At 72.4% G+C, this 15,258-nt stretch carries 14 protein-coding genes; 7 read left to right on the forward strand and 7 right to left on the reverse strand.

Annotation, left to right across the window (positions count from 1 at the left end):
* Nucleotides 1–53: 53 nt before the first annotated feature.
* Nucleotides 54–347 (reverse strand): DUF6412 domain-containing protein, encoded by a 294-nt coding sequence (locus QSK15_RS13435; protein WP_285794558.1) that lies wholly within the window; start codon nt 345–347, stop codon nt 54–56.
* A 161-nt stretch (nt 348–508) separates the two neighbouring features.
* On the opposite strand from QSK15_RS13435, the gene QSK15_RS13440 reads away from it, so the two are divergent.
* From QSK15_RS13440 to QSK15_RS13450, 3 genes are read left to right on the forward strand one after another with little or no spacing between them, the layout of a single operon-like run.
* A complete protein-coding gene (locus tag QSK15_RS13440) occupies nt 509–1,645 on the forward strand; it encodes a carboxylate-amine ligase (RefSeq protein WP_285794559.1) in 1,137 nt (378 codons plus the stop codon).
* 23 nt (nt 1,646–1,668) lie between these two features.
* Nucleotides 1,669–3,048 (forward strand): FAD-dependent oxidoreductase, encoded by a 1,380-nt coding sequence (locus QSK15_RS13445; RefSeq protein WP_285794560.1) that lies wholly within the window; start codon nt 1,669–1,671, stop codon nt 3,046–3,048.
* A 27-nt stretch (nt 3,049–3,075) separates the two neighbouring features.
* Nucleotides 3,076–4,089 (forward strand): LacI family DNA-binding transcriptional regulator, encoded by a 1,014-nt coding sequence (locus QSK15_RS13450; protein ID WP_377617166.1) that lies wholly within the window; start codon nt 3,076–3,078, stop codon nt 4,087–4,089.
* A gap of 122 nt (nt 4,090–4,211) precedes the next feature.
* Here the strand turns inward: QSK15_RS13450 and QSK15_RS13455 are convergent, their stop codons facing one another.
* From QSK15_RS13455 to QSK15_RS13465, 3 genes are all read right to left on the reverse strand, one after another.
* Nucleotides 4,212–5,168 carry a carbohydrate kinase family protein gene (locus QSK15_RS13455; protein WP_285794561.1) on the reverse strand — a complete coding sequence of 319 codons (957 nt, stop codon included), beginning with the start codon at nt 5,166–5,168 and terminating at the stop codon, nt 4,212–4,214.
* Complete coding sequence (locus QSK15_RS13460; RefSeq protein WP_352232178.1) at nt 5,165–6,430, reverse strand: AGE family epimerase/isomerase; 1,266 nt, start codon at nt 6,428–6,430, stop codon at nt 5,165–5,167. Before QSK15_RS13460 ends, QSK15_RS13455 begins: the two co-directional genes overlap by 4 nt.
* Nucleotides 6,431–6,665: 235 nt before the next feature.
* Entirely contained in the window at nt 6,666–7,091 is a 426-nt protein-coding gene (locus tag QSK15_RS13465) for a nucleoside deaminase (RefSeq protein ID WP_285794562.1), read from the reverse strand.
* Between the two features lie 82 nt (nt 7,092–7,173).
* Between QSK15_RS13465 and QSK15_RS13470 the strand changes: the two genes are divergently transcribed.
* Nucleotides 7,174–8,055 carry an aminoglycoside phosphotransferase family protein gene (locus tag QSK15_RS13470; protein ID WP_285794563.1) on the forward strand — a complete coding sequence of 294 codons (882 nt, stop codon included), beginning with the start codon at nt 7,174–7,176 and terminating at the stop codon, nt 8,053–8,055.
* Between the two features lie 26 nt (nt 8,056–8,081).
* Here QSK15_RS13470 and QSK15_RS13475 read toward each other — a convergent pair whose 3' ends face one another.
* Entirely contained in the window at nt 8,082–8,891 is an 810-nt protein-coding gene (locus QSK15_RS13475) for an Fpg/Nei family DNA glycosylase (RefSeq protein WP_285794564.1), read from the reverse strand.
* Nucleotides 8,892–9,170: 279 nt separating this feature from the next.
* Here QSK15_RS13475 and QSK15_RS13480 point away from each other — a divergent pair, with 279 nt between their 5' ends.
* From QSK15_RS13480 to rocD, 3 genes are all read left to right on the forward strand, one after another.
* Nucleotides 9,171–10,067 (forward strand): thrombospondin, encoded by an 897-nt coding sequence (locus tag QSK15_RS13480; protein WP_285794565.1) that lies wholly within the window; start codon nt 9,171–9,173, stop codon nt 10,065–10,067.
* Between the two features lie 536 nt (nt 10,068–10,603).
* On the forward strand, nt 10,604–11,419 hold the full coding sequence (gene ddaH / locus QSK15_RS13485; protein ID WP_285795113.1) for a dimethylargininase: 816 nt from the start codon (nt 10,604–10,606) through the stop codon (nt 11,417–11,419).
* On the forward strand, nt 11,419–12,633 hold the full coding sequence (gene rocD, locus QSK15_RS13490; protein ID WP_285795114.1) for an ornithine--oxo-acid transaminase: 1,215 nt from the start codon (nt 11,419–11,421) through the stop codon (nt 12,631–12,633). The genes ddaH and rocD overlap by 1 nt, the downstream gene beginning before the upstream one ends.
* An 88-nt stretch (nt 12,634–12,721) precedes the next feature.
* On the opposite strand, the gene QSK15_RS13495 is transcribed toward rocD, so the two are convergent.
* Together QSK15_RS13495 and QSK15_RS13500 are read right to left on the reverse strand one after the other, a co-directional pair.
* Complete coding sequence (locus QSK15_RS13495) at nt 12,722–13,876, reverse strand: FHA domain-containing protein (protein ID WP_030333055.1); 1,155 nt, start codon at nt 13,874–13,876, stop codon at nt 12,722–12,724.
* A gap of 222 nt (nt 13,877–14,098) precedes the next feature.
* Nucleotides 14,099–15,151 (reverse strand): fatty acid desaturase family protein, encoded by a 1,053-nt coding sequence (locus tag QSK15_RS13500; RefSeq protein ID WP_285794566.1) that lies wholly within the window; start codon nt 15,149–15,151, stop codon nt 14,099–14,101.
* Between the last annotated feature and the right edge of the window lie 107 nt (nt 15,152–15,258).

The raw sequence follows: 15,258 nt of genomic DNA on the forward strand, positions 1-15,258 counted from the left end.
CCGCTCAGCGAGGGGGCCGGTGACGGCGGGATCGACCGCGCGGCGGCGGGGCGCTACGCGGCCGAGGGGTGCCCCGGAGCACGGGGACGAGGGCGACCGGCCGCATCCGGGTCGATCTGGCGGGGCATTCGGCGACTTCGGGAGCGGGCCCGCAGACCGGCCCACCGTGGCCCGACACCGGGCGTGCCCGCCCGGTCCCGGACCCGGGCCGCCAGCACCACCGCGAGCAGCACCAGGGCGGTCAACGCGGCACCCGCGAGCAGGTCGGCCGGGCGGCCCGCGAGCAGGGTGAGCTGGGCGAACGCGGACAGCCACGCGACCCCGACATAGCCCAGCAGCACCGGCACGGGCCCAGCATAGGACCCGCTGTCACGTCACCCGGTCGAAGCCGGTGGCCGCCCCGAGCACGACGTTCCGCCGCCACGTTTCCCGGCATCGCCACGTTGGGTAACCAACGGCGGACCGACGCGGACGGACCGCGAACGGGAGGAACGGACGGGTGATGTCGATGACCGGTCAGGTGGCCGAGGTGCCCAGCGACATGGCTGCGGCGACCGGATTGCTCACCGTGGGTGTCGAGGAGGAGTTCCTGCTCGTCGACCCGCACACCGGGGCTGCGGTTCCGGCCGTGGACCTGGTCATGGAGCAGGTTCCGGCCGAACTCCGCGGGCAGGTGGAGCGGGAGTTCCAGACCAGTCAGATCGAGATCGGCAGCCCGCCCGGCCTGGAGCTCTCGTCGATCCGGCACTCCCTCGGCGTCCTGCGTCGGGCGCTCTCCGACGCCGCCGAACGGGCCGGCGTACGCCTGCTCGCCATCGGCACCGGCCCGGTGGACGGCCCGGTGCCGCCCGTGGTGGACAAGCCCCGCTTCGACCGGATGATCGAGCGGTTCCGGCTGCTCGTTCCCGGCCCCGGCAACAACGGGATGCACGTGCACGTGGGGGTGCCCGACCCGGACACCGGCGTGCAGGTGCTCAACCACGTCCGGCCGTGGCTGCCGATGTTGCACGCGGTGACCACCAACTCGCCGTTCTCCCGCGGCGAGGACACCGGCTACGCCAGTTGGCGTTCGGTGGAGTGGGAGCGCTGGCCGTCGGTGGCGCCGACGCCGTTCCTGGAGTCGCACGAGCACTACCAGCGGCTGATCCGCCAGTTGATCTCCACCGGGGTGATGCTGGACGAGGGGATGCTCTACTGGTACGCCCGACTGTCGGCGAAGTACCCGACGGTGGAGCTGCGCATCGGCGACGTCTGCCCGTCGGTGGACGACGCGGTGCTGGTCGCCGCTCTGGTCCGGGCGCTGGTGGCCACCGCCATGGCGGATGTCGAGGCCGACCGCCCGGCGTTGCGGACCGACCACCACCTGCTGGTCGGCGCGCACTGGCGAGCCGCCCACGACGGCCTCGAAGGTGAGGGCGTCGACGTCACCACGGGTGAGCTGGCCCCGGCCTGGGAGCTGCTGGACCGGTTCGTCGAGCGGATGCGGCCGGCGCTGGAGGAGCACGGCGACTGGGCCGAGGTGACCGACCTGCTGGCCGGGCTGCGCCGGCACGGCAGCGGCGCGGCGCGGCAGCGCGCCGTGTTCGAGCGCACCGGCCGACTCACCGACGTGGTACAGGACGTCGCGCGGCAGACCCGCGGCTGATCGTCGCGTGACAGGATGAACCCGTGGCCCAACGGCTGATCGTCATCGGCGGGGACGCCGCCGGAATGTCGGCGGCGTCCCAGGCCCGACGCCGCCGTGGTCGCGACGACCTGGAGATCATGGTCTTCGAGCGCGGCCACTTCACCTCCTACTCGGCGTGCGGCATCCCGTACTGGATCAGCGGGCTGGTGCCCGACCCCGAGGCGTTGATCGCCCGCGATCCGGAGGTCTTCCGCCGGGAGCACGCGATGGACGTCCGGATGCGCCACGAGGTCACGACCATCGACCTGGAGCGCCGCGAGGTGGTGGCCCAGAACCTGGAGGGCGGCGGCGAGGTCCGTGAGCGCTTCGACGACCTGATGTACGCCACCGGCGCGGTGCCGGTGAAACCGCCGTGGGCGGTCACCGACGCGCACGGGGTGTTCGGCATGCAGACCCTCGACGACGGTGCGGCGCTGCGCGACTGGCTCGACGCCGACCCGCAGCCGCGCCGGGCGGTGGTGATCGGCGGTGGGTACATCGGCGTCGAGATCGCCGAGGCCATGATCCAACGCGGCCTCTCGGTGACCCTGGTGGAGGCGGGCGAGCAGCCCATGTCGACGGTGGACAGCGACATGGGCGAGCTGGTCGCCGACGCGATGCGCGGTCTCGGCATCACGATCCGGGGCAGCCTGCCGGTGACCGGCCTGGAGGAGCACAACGGTCGGGTGTCCGCCGTGGTCACCGAAGAGGGTCCGATCCCGGCCGACGTCGTCGTCCTGGGTCTCGGCGTACGCCCCAACACCGCGCTCGCCGAGGCGGCCGGGCTGCCCCTCGGGCCGACCGGCGCGATCCGGGTCGACCGCCGGATGCGGGTGCCCGGGCTCCCCGGGATCTGGGCGGCCGGCGACTGCGTGGAGACCCTGCACCGGGTCAGCGGGCTGCCGGTGCACGTGCCGCTCGGCACGCACGCCAACAAGCAGGGCCGGGTCGCCGGGATCAACATCGGCGGCGAGTACGCCACCTTCACCGGCGTGATCGGCACGGCGGTCACCAAGGTCTGCGACCTGGAGGTCGGTCGGACGGGTCTGCGCGAACGCGACGCCAAAGCTGCCGGCTTCGAGTTCGTCTCGGTGATCGCCGAGTCGACCAACCGGGCCGGCTACTACCCCGGTTCCCGGCCGATGACGGTCAAGCTGATCGCCGAGCGTCCCAGCGGCCGGTTGCTCGGCGCGCAGATCGTCGGTTGGTCCGAGGCGGCCAAACGGATCGACACGCTGGCCGTGGCGCTGTGGAACGGCATGACGGTGGACGATATGACGCAGCTGGACCTGGGCTACGCTCCGCCGTACGCGCCGGTGTGGGATCCGGTGCTCATCGCCGCCCGAAAAGCGGTCGACGCGCTCGCCGCGCTCGACCGTTGACCCGCGCCCGCCGTGGAGGACCACCCCGTGACCCAGACCCCGACCCGGCCGACGACGCGTCGGCGCCCCACCATGGTCGACGTGGCCCGGCGGGCCGACGTCAGCCTGAAGACGGTCTCCCGGGTCGTCAACGACGAGCCGGTGGGGCAGGAGTTGGTCGGCCGGGTGCTGGCCGCCATCGCCGAGCTGGGCTTCCGGCGCAACGACATCGCTCGTAACCTGCGCTCCCGGCAGCTCAACGCCACCGTCGGGCTGCTGATCGAGGAGATCGCCAACCCGTTCTACGCGACCATCGCCAGCGTCGCTGCCGAGATCGCCGCCGCCCACGGCACCATGCTGATCACCGCGTCCTCGGAGGAGGACCCGGAGCGGGAACGCGCCCTGCTCCAGGACTTCACCCAACGCCGGGTCGACGGTCTCCTGGTGGTGCCGGCGGGCCTCGACCACTCGTTCCTGCGGCGTGAGGTCGAGCTGGGTATGCCGGTGGTGTTCCTGGACCGGCCGCCGCAGGGGCTGCAAGCCGACTCCGTGCTGTTGGACAACCGGGGCGGCAGCCAGGCCGGGGTCAACGCGCTGCTCGACGAGGGGCACCGACGGGTCGGGCTGCTGCTCGGCGCGCCGAGCGTGCCCACCATGCGTGAGCGGCTGACCGGGGCCCGGGCGGCACTGGACGCCGCCGGAGTCGAGCCGGACGATTCGCTGGTCCGCGAGCGGCTCATCGCTCCCGAGGAGGCCGGGCGGGCGGTCGCCGCGCTCCTCGACCTCCCGGAGCCGCCCACCGCGTTCTTCTGCGCCAACAACCGGCTCACCGTCGGTGCGCTCCAGGAGCTGCACCGACGGGGCAGTGACGCCGCGCTGGTCGGCTTCGACGACTTCGAACTGGCCCACCTGATGCCCCGGCCGCTGACCGTCGTCGCGTACGACACCCGGGAGCTGGCGAGGGTCGCCACCGAGCGACTGTTCCAACGGATAGCCGGCGACGACACCCCACCTTCCACGACGGTCCTCCCCACCACCCTGCTGAAGCGCGGCCTCCCCTAACCCCTAAGCCCCAGGCCCGCACCGCACCCGCGATCTTGCAGTTTCGGTTGCCGTTTTCCGGCACGATGCCCTTTCTGTCGGGACAGAAAGGGCAAGATCGCGGGGCGGGGGTGGGGTGGAGGTCAGGTTTGGGGGGTGGTCAGGAGGGCTTTGAGGTCGGCGCGGCTTGGTGGGTTGGCGCCCCGGCGGGCGCAGGTCAACGCGGCCACCGTGGCGGCCTGCCGGAGGACCACGCCCCACTGCGGCCCGGTCACCGCGGCGAGCCGGTCGGCCGGCCGGTCACCGAGCGCGTCGAGGTCGGCCAGTGCGGCCAGCAGACCACCGGTGAACGAGTCGCCGGCACCGACGGTGTCGACCACCGTGGTCCGCACCGCCGGTTCCTCGTGCAGCGAGCCGTCGGGCGCGAGCAGCCAGGCGCCCTCGCCGCCCCGGGTCACCACGGCGCAGGACACCCCGGCCGCCCGCCACTCGGTCATCACGTCGGCCAGCGACCGGTCCGGGTAGAGCCAGGCCAGGTCCTCGTCGCTGGCCTTGACCAGGTGCGCGAGGCGAATCTGCCGGCGTACCCGCTGCTGCTCCGCCGCCCGGTCCGTGACGATGCTCGGCCGCAGGTTGAGGTCGATGGAGACGGTGAGCGCGTCCCGCTGGCGTTCCCGGGCGAGCAGGCCCTCCAGCACCTCCGCGCCGGGGGCCAGCGCGAGCGCGAGGGATCCGGTGTGCAACGCGATCGCCGGTGATGCGGCCAGTTCGGGCAGTTCCTGCGGCGTCCACTGCCAGTCCGCCGCACCGGCCAGCCGGAACTCGTAGCTGGCCTGCCCGGCGGCGTTCAGCGTGGCCACCGCCACCGACGTGGGCTCCTCGGCGTGCACCGCCCACCCCAGGTCCACCCGGTTGGCGCTCAGGTGCTCGACGAGCTGCCGACCGTACTCGTCGTCGGCGAGCCGGGCCAGCAGTCGTACCGGCTGGTCGAGCCGGGCCAGGGTCACGGCGACGTTCGCCGGGGAGCCACCCGGCACCGCCCGCTGACCCTCGGCGGTGACGACAAGGTCGATCAGTGCCTCACCCGCGACGACGATCACGCGGTCACCTCCCCCGGTGCGAGCGGGCCGGGGCCACCGAGCCCGTCGGCCGCGCGGGACAGCAGTACCGCCTGGTAGGCGTGGTAGACGTCCGGTCGCCCGTGCCAGACCGTGCCGGCGGGCCGGTTCTGCGCGTCCAACTCGTGCCGCCATCCGGTCTGATCGATGAGGCAGCGGCGGGCGTACGCCCAGAAGACCCGGTACCAGTCGAGGTAGACCGCGTCCCCGGTGCGGCGGTGCAGGGTGATCGCCGCACCGACGGCCTCGGCGAGCACCCAGTGCATCCGGGAGCGCACCACCGGCCGGTCGTCCCAGTCGATGGTGTAGACGAAGCCGTCCGCGCCGTCGACGGCCCAGCCGCGACGCACGGCGGCGGCGAACAGGGCGCGGGCGTCGGCGAGCAGCCAGCGGGGTGGCTGCGGCAGCACCGCCTCCAGCTCCAGCAGCAGCCGGGCCCACTCCAGCCAGTGTCCGATGGTGGAGCCGTACGGCCGGAACGGGTCGGCGGGCTGGTCCCGGTTGTAGTCGGGCAGCGGCGACCAGTCGGTGGTGAAGTGTTCGGGCAGCCGCCAGTCGTGCCGGGCCGCCTCACCGTGCACGAGGTGGGTGGCGATCCGCAGGGCCCGGTCGGCCCAGCTCGCGTCGCCGGTGGCGGCGGTAGCGCCGAGGAACGCCTCGACCATGTGCATGCTGCTGTTGGCGCCCCGGTAGTCCTCGGTGACCGTCCAGTCGCGGTTCCACGACTCGCGGACCGCCCCGGCGTCCTCGTCCCAGAACCGGTCCCGCACGACGGCCAGCACGTCCGCGAGCAAGCGGTCCGCGCCGGGTCGTCCGGCGCGCGCCGCGCTGGAGGCGGCGAGCAGCACGAACGCGTGGTCGTAGCCGGCCTTGCGGTCGTTGACGGGTGCTCCCTGCTGGTCCACCGCGCTGAACCAGCCGCCGTACCGGTCGTCGCGCAGCAGAGTGCTGAGCGCGGCGACCCCGTGGTCGACCAGGGCGGCGGCGTCCGGGTCGCCGTTGCGATGGGCGAGGGCGGCCACGTGGGTCATCCGGCAGGTGATCCAGGTGTGGATCGGTTCGCCGCGATCCGGGGTGCGGTCGTCGGTCAACCACCAGAAGCCGCCCTCGGGCCGTACCGAGCGGCGGGCGGTGTCGAGCAAGGTCCGGGTCTGGTCGGCGAGGAAGTCGTCCAGATCGAGCAGGTCTGTCGACCCCGCCGGAGCGGGGGTCGTTGCGGGGTCGGATCGGGGCACGTCGGTCATCTCAGCTGGTCACCGTTGGGTAGGAAAGGGACATACGGCCAGGATCGGCGGACAGGCCGGGTCCGCGCCGGGAAACCGTCAAGGGGACACCGCGAACCGGGTGCGGCCGGGAGAGGATCATGCACACGATCCCTTCCCTTTTGTCCGTTGACATCGTTGTCACCGGTCAACCCTGCTCCGGCAGCCGGCCGACTGTCAATTCCGGCTGCGTCACACCACTGCGGGTCAGCTGCGGTCAGTAGTAGTCGTCGATCGGCCGACGTGCCTCCTCGAACAGCGCCGGCCCCTCGTAGCGGACCGGAGGCAGCGCCGGGGTGGCCGGCTTGACCTCCTCGAACTGCTCGCTGGACAGCGCGTACACCACCCGGCCGAGGCCAGACCGCTCGATCGCTGTCGCACACATCCCGCACGGCTGGCAACTGGTGAACATGGTGGTGCCGGCAGCCACCTCGGGCGGAAGCTCCCGAGCCGCCCAGACGGCCAGCTTCAACTCCGGATGCGCGCTGATGTCCACGTCAGAGACCACTGTGTTGTGGTCCTCGACCAGGACCACGCCGGCCGCGTCGACAAGCAGCGAGCCGAACGGCCGTTCGCCGGACGCTCCAGCCCGCCTGGCGATCTCCACGGCCTGGCGGAGAAACTTCTCGTCGTCGGGGGTCATCGATCCTCCTCGCCAATCTGCACCCGTCCACGCTAGCCACTGTGGACGGCACAGGAACGCCGTGACAGCCCAGGAGGACCAGATGGATCTGCCCGAAGGACTTGACTGGGTACGCGGATCACCCGCCGGTCGCGCCTGGCTGGCCGCCCTCCCGACCTGGCTGACGGAGTGCGCCGAGCGGTGGTCGCTGCGACTAGACCCACCCTTCCGGTACGCGTACGCCTCCCTGGCGCTCCCCGCCCAGCTGCCCGACGGCACGGCGGTGGTGCTGAAGCTCCAGTACCCCGACGAGGAGAGCCGGCACGAGGCCGACGCGTTGGCCCACTGGGACGGCGACGGGGCGGTCCGCCTGCTCGCCCACGACCCCGGGCGGCGCGCCCTGCTGCTGGAACGCTGCCAGCCCGGCACTCCCCTGCACGACCTTCCGCCGGACCGGGCGCTCGACGCGGTGATCGGGCTGCTCCCCCGGCTCTGGCGACCGGCCGGCGCGCCGTTCACCCCGCTGGCGCAGGAGGCCGCCGGCTGGATCGACCGGATGCCCCGAGCCTGGGAACGGGCCGGCCGGCCGTACCAACGACGGCTGCTCGACGCGGCGCTCGACCTGCTCGGCGACCTGGCGTCGAGCCAGGGCGAGCAGGTGCTGGTCAACCAGGACCTGCACGCCGGCAACGTGCTCGCCGCCGACGCGCTCCCCGCTGACCGGGGGCCGTGGCTGGCGATCGACCCGAAGCCGCTGACCGGGGAACGGGAGTTCTCGGTCGTGCCGATGGTGCGCGGCCAGGAGTTGGGTCACTCGCCGGCCGCCGTCCGGCACCGGCTGGACCGGCTCAGCGCCGAACTGGGGCTGGACCGGGAGCGGACTCGGGGTTGGACGATCGGGCACACGCTGGCCTGGAGCGTCGCCGACGACGTCGTCTTTGCGCAGAATATCGAGGTGGTCCGCTGGCTGCTCGACGCCGGCTGAGGCCCGGAAGCGCCGGGGCGACCGGCTCAACCCACCTGACAGGTACGACACCAGTAGAGGTTGCGCCCGGCAAGCTCACCACGGCTGACCTCGGTGCCGCAGACGTGGCAGGGCGCCCCGGGGCGGCGGTAGACGTACACCTCGCCACCGTGCCGGTCCACCCGGGCCGGGCGGCCCATCGCCTCGGGCAGGTGCGCATCGCGAACCGTGTCGATGCGGCCGTGCTCCACGGCGAGCCGCATCAGCCCGACCAGGTCGGCCCAGAGCGCGTCCCAACCGGCTCCGGTCAGCTGCCGGCCGGGCATCGTGGGCGGCAGCCCGGCCCGGAACAGCGCCTCGGTCACGAAGATCAAGCCGGTGCCGGCCACCACCGACTGGTCCAGCAGCAGCGCGGCGAGGGGTGTGGCACTGCGCGAGATCCGGGCGTACGCCCGCTCCGGGTCGGCGTCGTCGCGTAACGGATCCGGGCCGAGGCGGCCCCGCAGTGCCGCCACCTCGGGCGGCGTGAGCAGCTCACAGGCTGTGGGGCCGCGCAGGTCGAGCCAGTGCCGGTCGCTGGCCAGCCGCAGCCGCACCTGGCCGACCGGCTCCGGCGGCTCCCCCGGCCCGTCGGCGAACTTGCCGTACAGCCCGAGGTGTACGTGCAGGGTCAACTCGCCGGCGTAGTGGTGCAGCAGGTGCTTGCCGTACGCCTCGGTGGCCTCCAGCACGGTCCCGGAGAGCCGGGCCGCACCCTCGGCGAAACGACCCTGCGGGCTCGCGGCGTGCAGCTTGTCCCCGGCGAACAGCTCGGCGTGCCGGGCCGCCAGGCGGTGGATCGTGTGTCCCTCTGGCACGGGTGCCAAGGATAGCCAGTCCCGCCCGACCCGGCCGCGCGCTGATCGGCCGCGCTGTTCGGGTCGGCCCGCCCTGTTGATCGACTCGGCTTTCAGGAAACCGGGGTCTCCCCGTAGGCGGGACACCGCGACCTTCAAAAGGCCGAGTTGATCAAGGCCGGCTCGGCGCTCGTACCCAGGATTGGTGTCAGGAAACGCCCAGGTGGGTATCTGAGGTGCGAACCCGCGTGGGTGCCACCCTTTCCCGTCGGCCACCACGCATTCATCAGGAGGTGTGTAGTGGTCAGGATTCCTTCGCTGTCCCGCCGGTCCGAGCCGGCACCGACGCGGGACGAGAACCTCGACGGCCGCGTCGACGGCCGCGACACCGCGGTCACCGAGACCGGCCCGACCAGTGACGACGCCGGCCGGCCGGTGGTCACCGACCGCGACGCCGACCAGACGACGTACCGCAGCGCCGGTAAGACCGACGGCCAGACCAGCGAGGCCGAGCGGCGGGCCAACGAGCGGGCGGCGGTGGCCCGCGCCGCCACCGCACGGCCGGTGGAGCCCGAGCCCCAGGCCGGCACCGCCCGCCCCGTTGCGCCCGAACCGTCGAACGGCGCCACCCGTCCCGTCGCACCCGAGCCCGTGCACGGCACGACCCGCCCGGTCGCCTCCGAGCCCCGCACCGGCACCGCACCGGCTGTTCAGACCGACTCCCGGCCCGCCGCCGCCCCGAGCACGTCGCGCACCGCCGAGCGCGACAGCGTCACCCGGCGGCCCGACACCACCGACCGGGTCACCACGGACCGCCCCGTCGACCCGACCCCGGGCGTCGCCACGCCCGAGCCGCCGGTGACGCGTGGCCCGAAGCCGCGGGCCAGCCTGCTCGCCACCCTCGGCCTGATCGTCTCGGTCGCCGGCGCGATGTTCGTGCTGACCGGCACCCTGGCCGGGTACGGCATCGGCCTCGGCGCGTTCGGTGCGGTGCTCGCCGTGCTCGGCCTGATGGCCACCCGCCGTCGGCACGTCGCCGGCACTACCGACGCGCTCTTCGGCGTGCTGATCGGGTTGGCCGCGGTCGTGATCGGGGTGCTCGCGATGACCGGCCAGTTCGACTGGCCGACCACCGACGGCGACTGGGTGCAGCGCTTCCGGGAGTGGCTTGACTCACAGTTTGTCGATCGTTTCTAGCGGGCACTGTTCCGCTCGCCGGTGATGCACCGGCGAACAGCCGGCGGTTCGCCGGCAGCCCGACCAGTCCGGTGGTTCACCGGCCGGGAGACACCCTTTCAGGGGCGGCGGTTCGCCGCCCCTGAAGTGTGTCCGGGGTCTGGCAGTGCCTTTCCTCGGGATGGCTCGCCGGCCCGAGCTGAAGCCCTGCGGACAGCGACGGGGCCGCGCACCCCTGCCTGCCACCTTTGCTCTGCTGCCCCCAATGCGCCACTCGCAGGCCCGACGCCCGGGCCCGCGGGCTGGCGCACCTAAGGCAGCAGAGCAAAGGCCCTGCGAAGGCCCTGCGGCGGGTGGCCGGAAACACGAAACCCCAACCCGCGCTGCCACCGCGCAACGATTGGTAGCTCCGTGCCGCTCAGACGCAACGAATCTTCGGTCTGCGCAACTCTCGGTGGTGGATCCTGCCGCTGACGCCGCATAACGTTGAGCCACGGCGCCAGCCCGTGGGCCACGGTGGCCGGGCGCGCCCGACCCCTGGGAGCAGGACAATGACGATGGACGCCACCAGCCAGCGCCTGTTGATGTGCCGGCCGACGTACTTCGCCGTCGACTACGCCATCAACCCCTGGATGGACCCGAGCGCGCCGGTCGACGCCGCGCTGGCCGTGCGGCAGTGGGAGCAGCTGCGCCAGACGTACCTTGACCTGGGCCACACCGTCGAGGAGATCACTCCGGTGCCCGGCCTGCCCGACATGGTCTTCGCCGCCAACGGCGGCACCGTGATCGACGGCAAGGCGATGGCGGTGCAGTTCCGTGACCCGCAGCGCGCCGACGAGGCGCCGGCGTACCGGGCCTGGTTCGAGGCCGCCGGCTTCGAGATGTACGACCCGAAGCACGTCAACGAGGGTGAGGGCGACGTCCTACTGGCCGGTGATTACCTGCTCGCCGGCACCGGCTTCCGCACGGCACACGCCGCACACGCCCAGTTGCAGGAGGTCTTCGGCTACCCGGTGATCACCATGCAACTGGTCGACCCGCGCTTCTACCACCTGGACACCGCGCTGACAGTGCTCGACGAGCGGACCGTGGCGTACCTGCCCGAGGCGTTCTCCCCGGGCAGCCGGGCGGTGCTGCGCAGGCTCTTCCCCGACGCGGTGCACGCCACCATGGCCGACGCCGAGGTGCTCGGGCTGAACGCGGTCAGCGACGGACGGCACGTGGTGCTGCCCGCGCAGGCCACCGACCTGGCCGCCAAGCTGCGCGACCGGGGCTACGAAACCATCGGTGTCGACCTGTCCGAGCTGCGTAAGGCCGGCGGCGGACCGAAGTGCTGCACACTGCGACTCCGTCAGGGAAAGGCAAGCAAGTGATCGTGGATGACATCCTGCGGACGCCGGGAGCGGTCCGGGACGCCGAGCGCTGGACGGCGCACAACTACCACCCGCTGCCGGTGGTGATCTCGTCGGCGGAGGGCGCGTGGCTCACCGACGTGGACGGCAAGCGCTACCTGGACTGCCTCGCCGGCTACTCCGCGCTGAACTTCGGTCACCGGCACCCGCAGCTGATCGCCGCCGCGCACGCCCAACTGGACCGGCTCACGCTGACCAGCCGGGCGTTCATCCACGACCAGTTCGCCGACTTCTGCCGGGAGCTGGCCGAGCTGTGCGGCAAGGACCTCGTGCTGCCGATGAACACCGGCGCCGAGGCGGTGGAGACCGGCATCAAGGTGGCCCGCAAGTGGGGCTACCAGGTCAAGGGCGTGGCCCCCGGTCAGGCCAACATCGTGGTCGCCGAGGGCAACTTCCACGGGCGGACCACCACCATCGTCAGCTTCTCCACCGACGAGGACGCCCGCGCCGACTTCGGGCCGTACACCCCGGGGTTCACCGTCGTGCCGTACGGCGACCTGGACGCGCTGACCGCGGCGATCGACGAGAACACGGTGGCCGTGCTGCTGGAGCCGATCCAGGGTGAGCAGGGTGTGGTGGTGCCGCCGGAGGGCTACCTGCCCGGCGTACGGCAGATCTGCACCGAGCGCGACGTGCTGTTCATCGCCGACGAGATCCAGTCCGGTCTGGGGCGTACCGGCGCGACCTTCGCCTGTGACCACGAGGGCGTCGTGCCCGACATGTACCTGCTGGGCAAGGCGCTGGGCGGCGGCATCGTGCCGGTGTCCGCGGTGGCCGCGAACGCGGACGTGCTCGGCGTGCTCAAGCCGGGCCAGCACGGCTCCACCTTCGGCGGCAACCCGCTTGCCTGCGCGGTGGCGATCGAGGTGGTCCGGCTGCTGGCCACCGGCGAGTTCCAGCGCCGCTCGGCCGAGCTGGGTGAGCGGTTGCGGGCCGGCCTGGAAGGGCTGGTCGGCAAGGGCCTGGTCGGGGTTCGCGTCCGTGGCCTGTGGGCCGGTCTGGACATCGACCCGGCGCTGATGAGCGGCCGGGAGGCGTGCGAGCGCCTGATGGAGCGCGGCGTGCTGGCCAAGGACACCCACGGCTCCACCATCCGACTCGCCCCACCGCTGGTGATCACCGAGGAGGAGATCGACCTGGCGGTGACCGCCCTCGCCGAGGTGCTGGCCGGGTAACCCCACGTTGATCATGAAGTTGTTGCCCGGCACCGCGGCGTGTCGTGGCAACAACTTCATGATCAACCGGGTTGGGCGTCCGGAGGGGTTAGGGGCGGGGTAGGCGCATGGCCATCGTGGGGGCCTCGGCCATCACCGAGGTGGGGGTGAACGGGGCACCGGTGGGCAACTCCTCGGCGCGGCCGATCTGCACGCCGGGGTACAGCTCCACCATGTCGTTCTCACCGAGCACCCGGGACTGCTGCGGGGCCAGCGGAATCCGGTCCGACTCGGCCATCGAACCGGCCGGGCGGATGCCGGAACCGTTGGTGCTGACGTCGGTCACGATGACCTCGCCGACCCGCAGCTCGAAGCGGACGTGACCACGGCTGATCCAGCGTCGGGCCTCGTCGTTGAGCCACTGCCCGAGCATGATCCCGCCGTCCTGCTCGGGGGCCCGGCCAGCCACCACCGGCTGCTCCTCGCTGAGCACGAACCGCCGCCGGACGAGGCCGCCGACGCGCACCGCGAGCACCTCGGTACGCGGGCGCGGCCCGGCGTCGCCGAGCCGTGCGCCGTGCCGGGGGCAGGTCGGCACGCCGTTGCGCAGCGCGGGCGGCGGCTGCGCGGCAGGGCTGCGGTCGGCGCCGCCGGCCAGGTCGGCGAACGCGCCGCCCCCACCACCACCGCCGAACAACGCGCAGCCCGACTCCGGGCAGCGCCACTGGCGGGCCAGCAGCTTTACGCCGGTCGGCGAACGCTTGCCGGCCACCGGCGCGTGACCCCCGCCGACGTGCGCGATGAACACCGGCCCACCGGCGCCGGGCACCGGAGCGACCACCCGACCGGGCTGCTCGACCAGCCACGGGAACCGACCGCGCAACCCGTCGAAGCGGACCCGGCTGAGCACCGGCAGACCGAGTAGGTCGGCGACCTCCAACATCCGGTCACCCGGGTTGTCGAGCACCTCGACGAGCCCGTCGTCGGCCCAGCGCCGGACCACCATCCGCTCGTTGGAGGTGAGGTCCGCGTCGGAGAGCAACGCCCGGTGCACCACCGCGTAGACCTGGACGCTGTCTTCCTCCAACTCGCGGGAGAGCGCGTCGATGACCATGCCGAGGCGCAGCAGGCTGGCCGGCCGACCACCATCGATGTCCTGGTAGCGGATCACCTCGGCCAGGTCGACCACGGCCCGGGCCAGCGACGGGTCGGTGCAGACCCGCCCCTCGATGGCGTCCAGCACCTTGCTGATCTCGAATCTCATGCCGCACTCCCGACGATGTCGTCGATCCGCCGGGTCGGGGACCAGCCCGTCAGCCCGCCCAGCTCATCTCGCACCGCTCCCGCGGTGAGCAGGTCTGCCATGCGCCGACCCTACCGGGGACGACGGACGGCATCGACCAGCGGTAGCAGGGTGTCGATCGACCCGGTACGCGCAGGCGGGGGCGGTGCCACCCGGCACCGCCCCCGCCTTCCCCTGGTGTGTTCAGCCGCGCAGCGGCCGCCCCACCTCGTGCAGATGACCGAGTGCCTGCCGGTACGACTCGACCAACCCGGTCTCGGCGTACGGGATGCCCTGCTCGACGCAGTAGGCACGGACGATCGGCTGGGCCCGGCGCAGGTTGGCGCGCGGCATGTTCGGGAACAGGTGGTGCTCGATCTGGTAGTTGAGACCGCCGAGCGCAGTGTCCACCAGCCGGCTGCCCCGCACGTTGCGGGAGGTCAGCACCTGCTTACGCAGGAAGTCCAACTCGTCCTCGGCGGTCGGCATCGGCATGCCCTTGTGGTTCGGCGCGAACGCGCAGCCCATGTAGAGGCCCCACAACGCCTGGTGCACGACGGCGAAGAGCAGCGCCTTGACCGGGGACATGACGGCCAGCAGCAGCGCGATGTAGCCGACGGTGTGCGCGAGGAGCAGCGCCGCCTCGGCCGCCCGGTGCCGCATCGGGACGGTGTACCCGCCGTTCGGCTCCCGGCCGACGATCGCCCGGATGCTCGACACGTGCAGGTTCAGCCCTTCCAGCAGGAGCATCGGGAAGAAGAGGTACGCCTGCCGCTTGGCCATCCAGCGACCGATCCCCCGGGTCTCCAGCGCCTGCTCGGGCGTCCACACCAGGGCGCCCGCGCCGACGTCCGGGTCCTCGTCCTCGTGGTTCGGGTTGGCGTGGTGCCGGTTGTGCTTGTCGACCCACCAGCCGTAGCTGAGCCCGACCGCCGCGTTGCCGGCGAACAGACCCACCAGTTCGCTGGGACCACGCCGACGGAACATCTGGCGGTGCCCGGCGTCGTGGCCGAGGAACGCGACCTGGGTGGTGGCCACCGCCATCACCGCCGCCAGCGGGAGCTGCCACCAGGAGTCGCCGAGCAGGAACACGGCCACCCAGCCGGCCACGAACGCACCGAGGGTGAACACGATGCGGGTGGCGTACCAGCCGGGGCGCCGCTCCAGCAGGCCCGCCTGACTGATCCGTCGTGACAACTGTGCGTAGTCACTTCCTCGCCGTCGTACCGGCGGTTCCGCCACCGCTCCGAGCGCCATCGCTGCTCCCGTTCCGCTTGCGCCCGTACCGGGGTGGTTCGGGCTTATTGTCAAGTCTCCCGGTCGCGGTAGCGCTGAGTAACCCCGACAGCCCCCGAATGGGGGGT

This window comes from Micromonospora sp. NBRC 107095, from assembly GCF_030269705.1.
GTDB lineage: Bacteria > Actinomycetota > Actinomycetes > Mycobacteriales > Micromonosporaceae > Micromonospora > Micromonospora parva.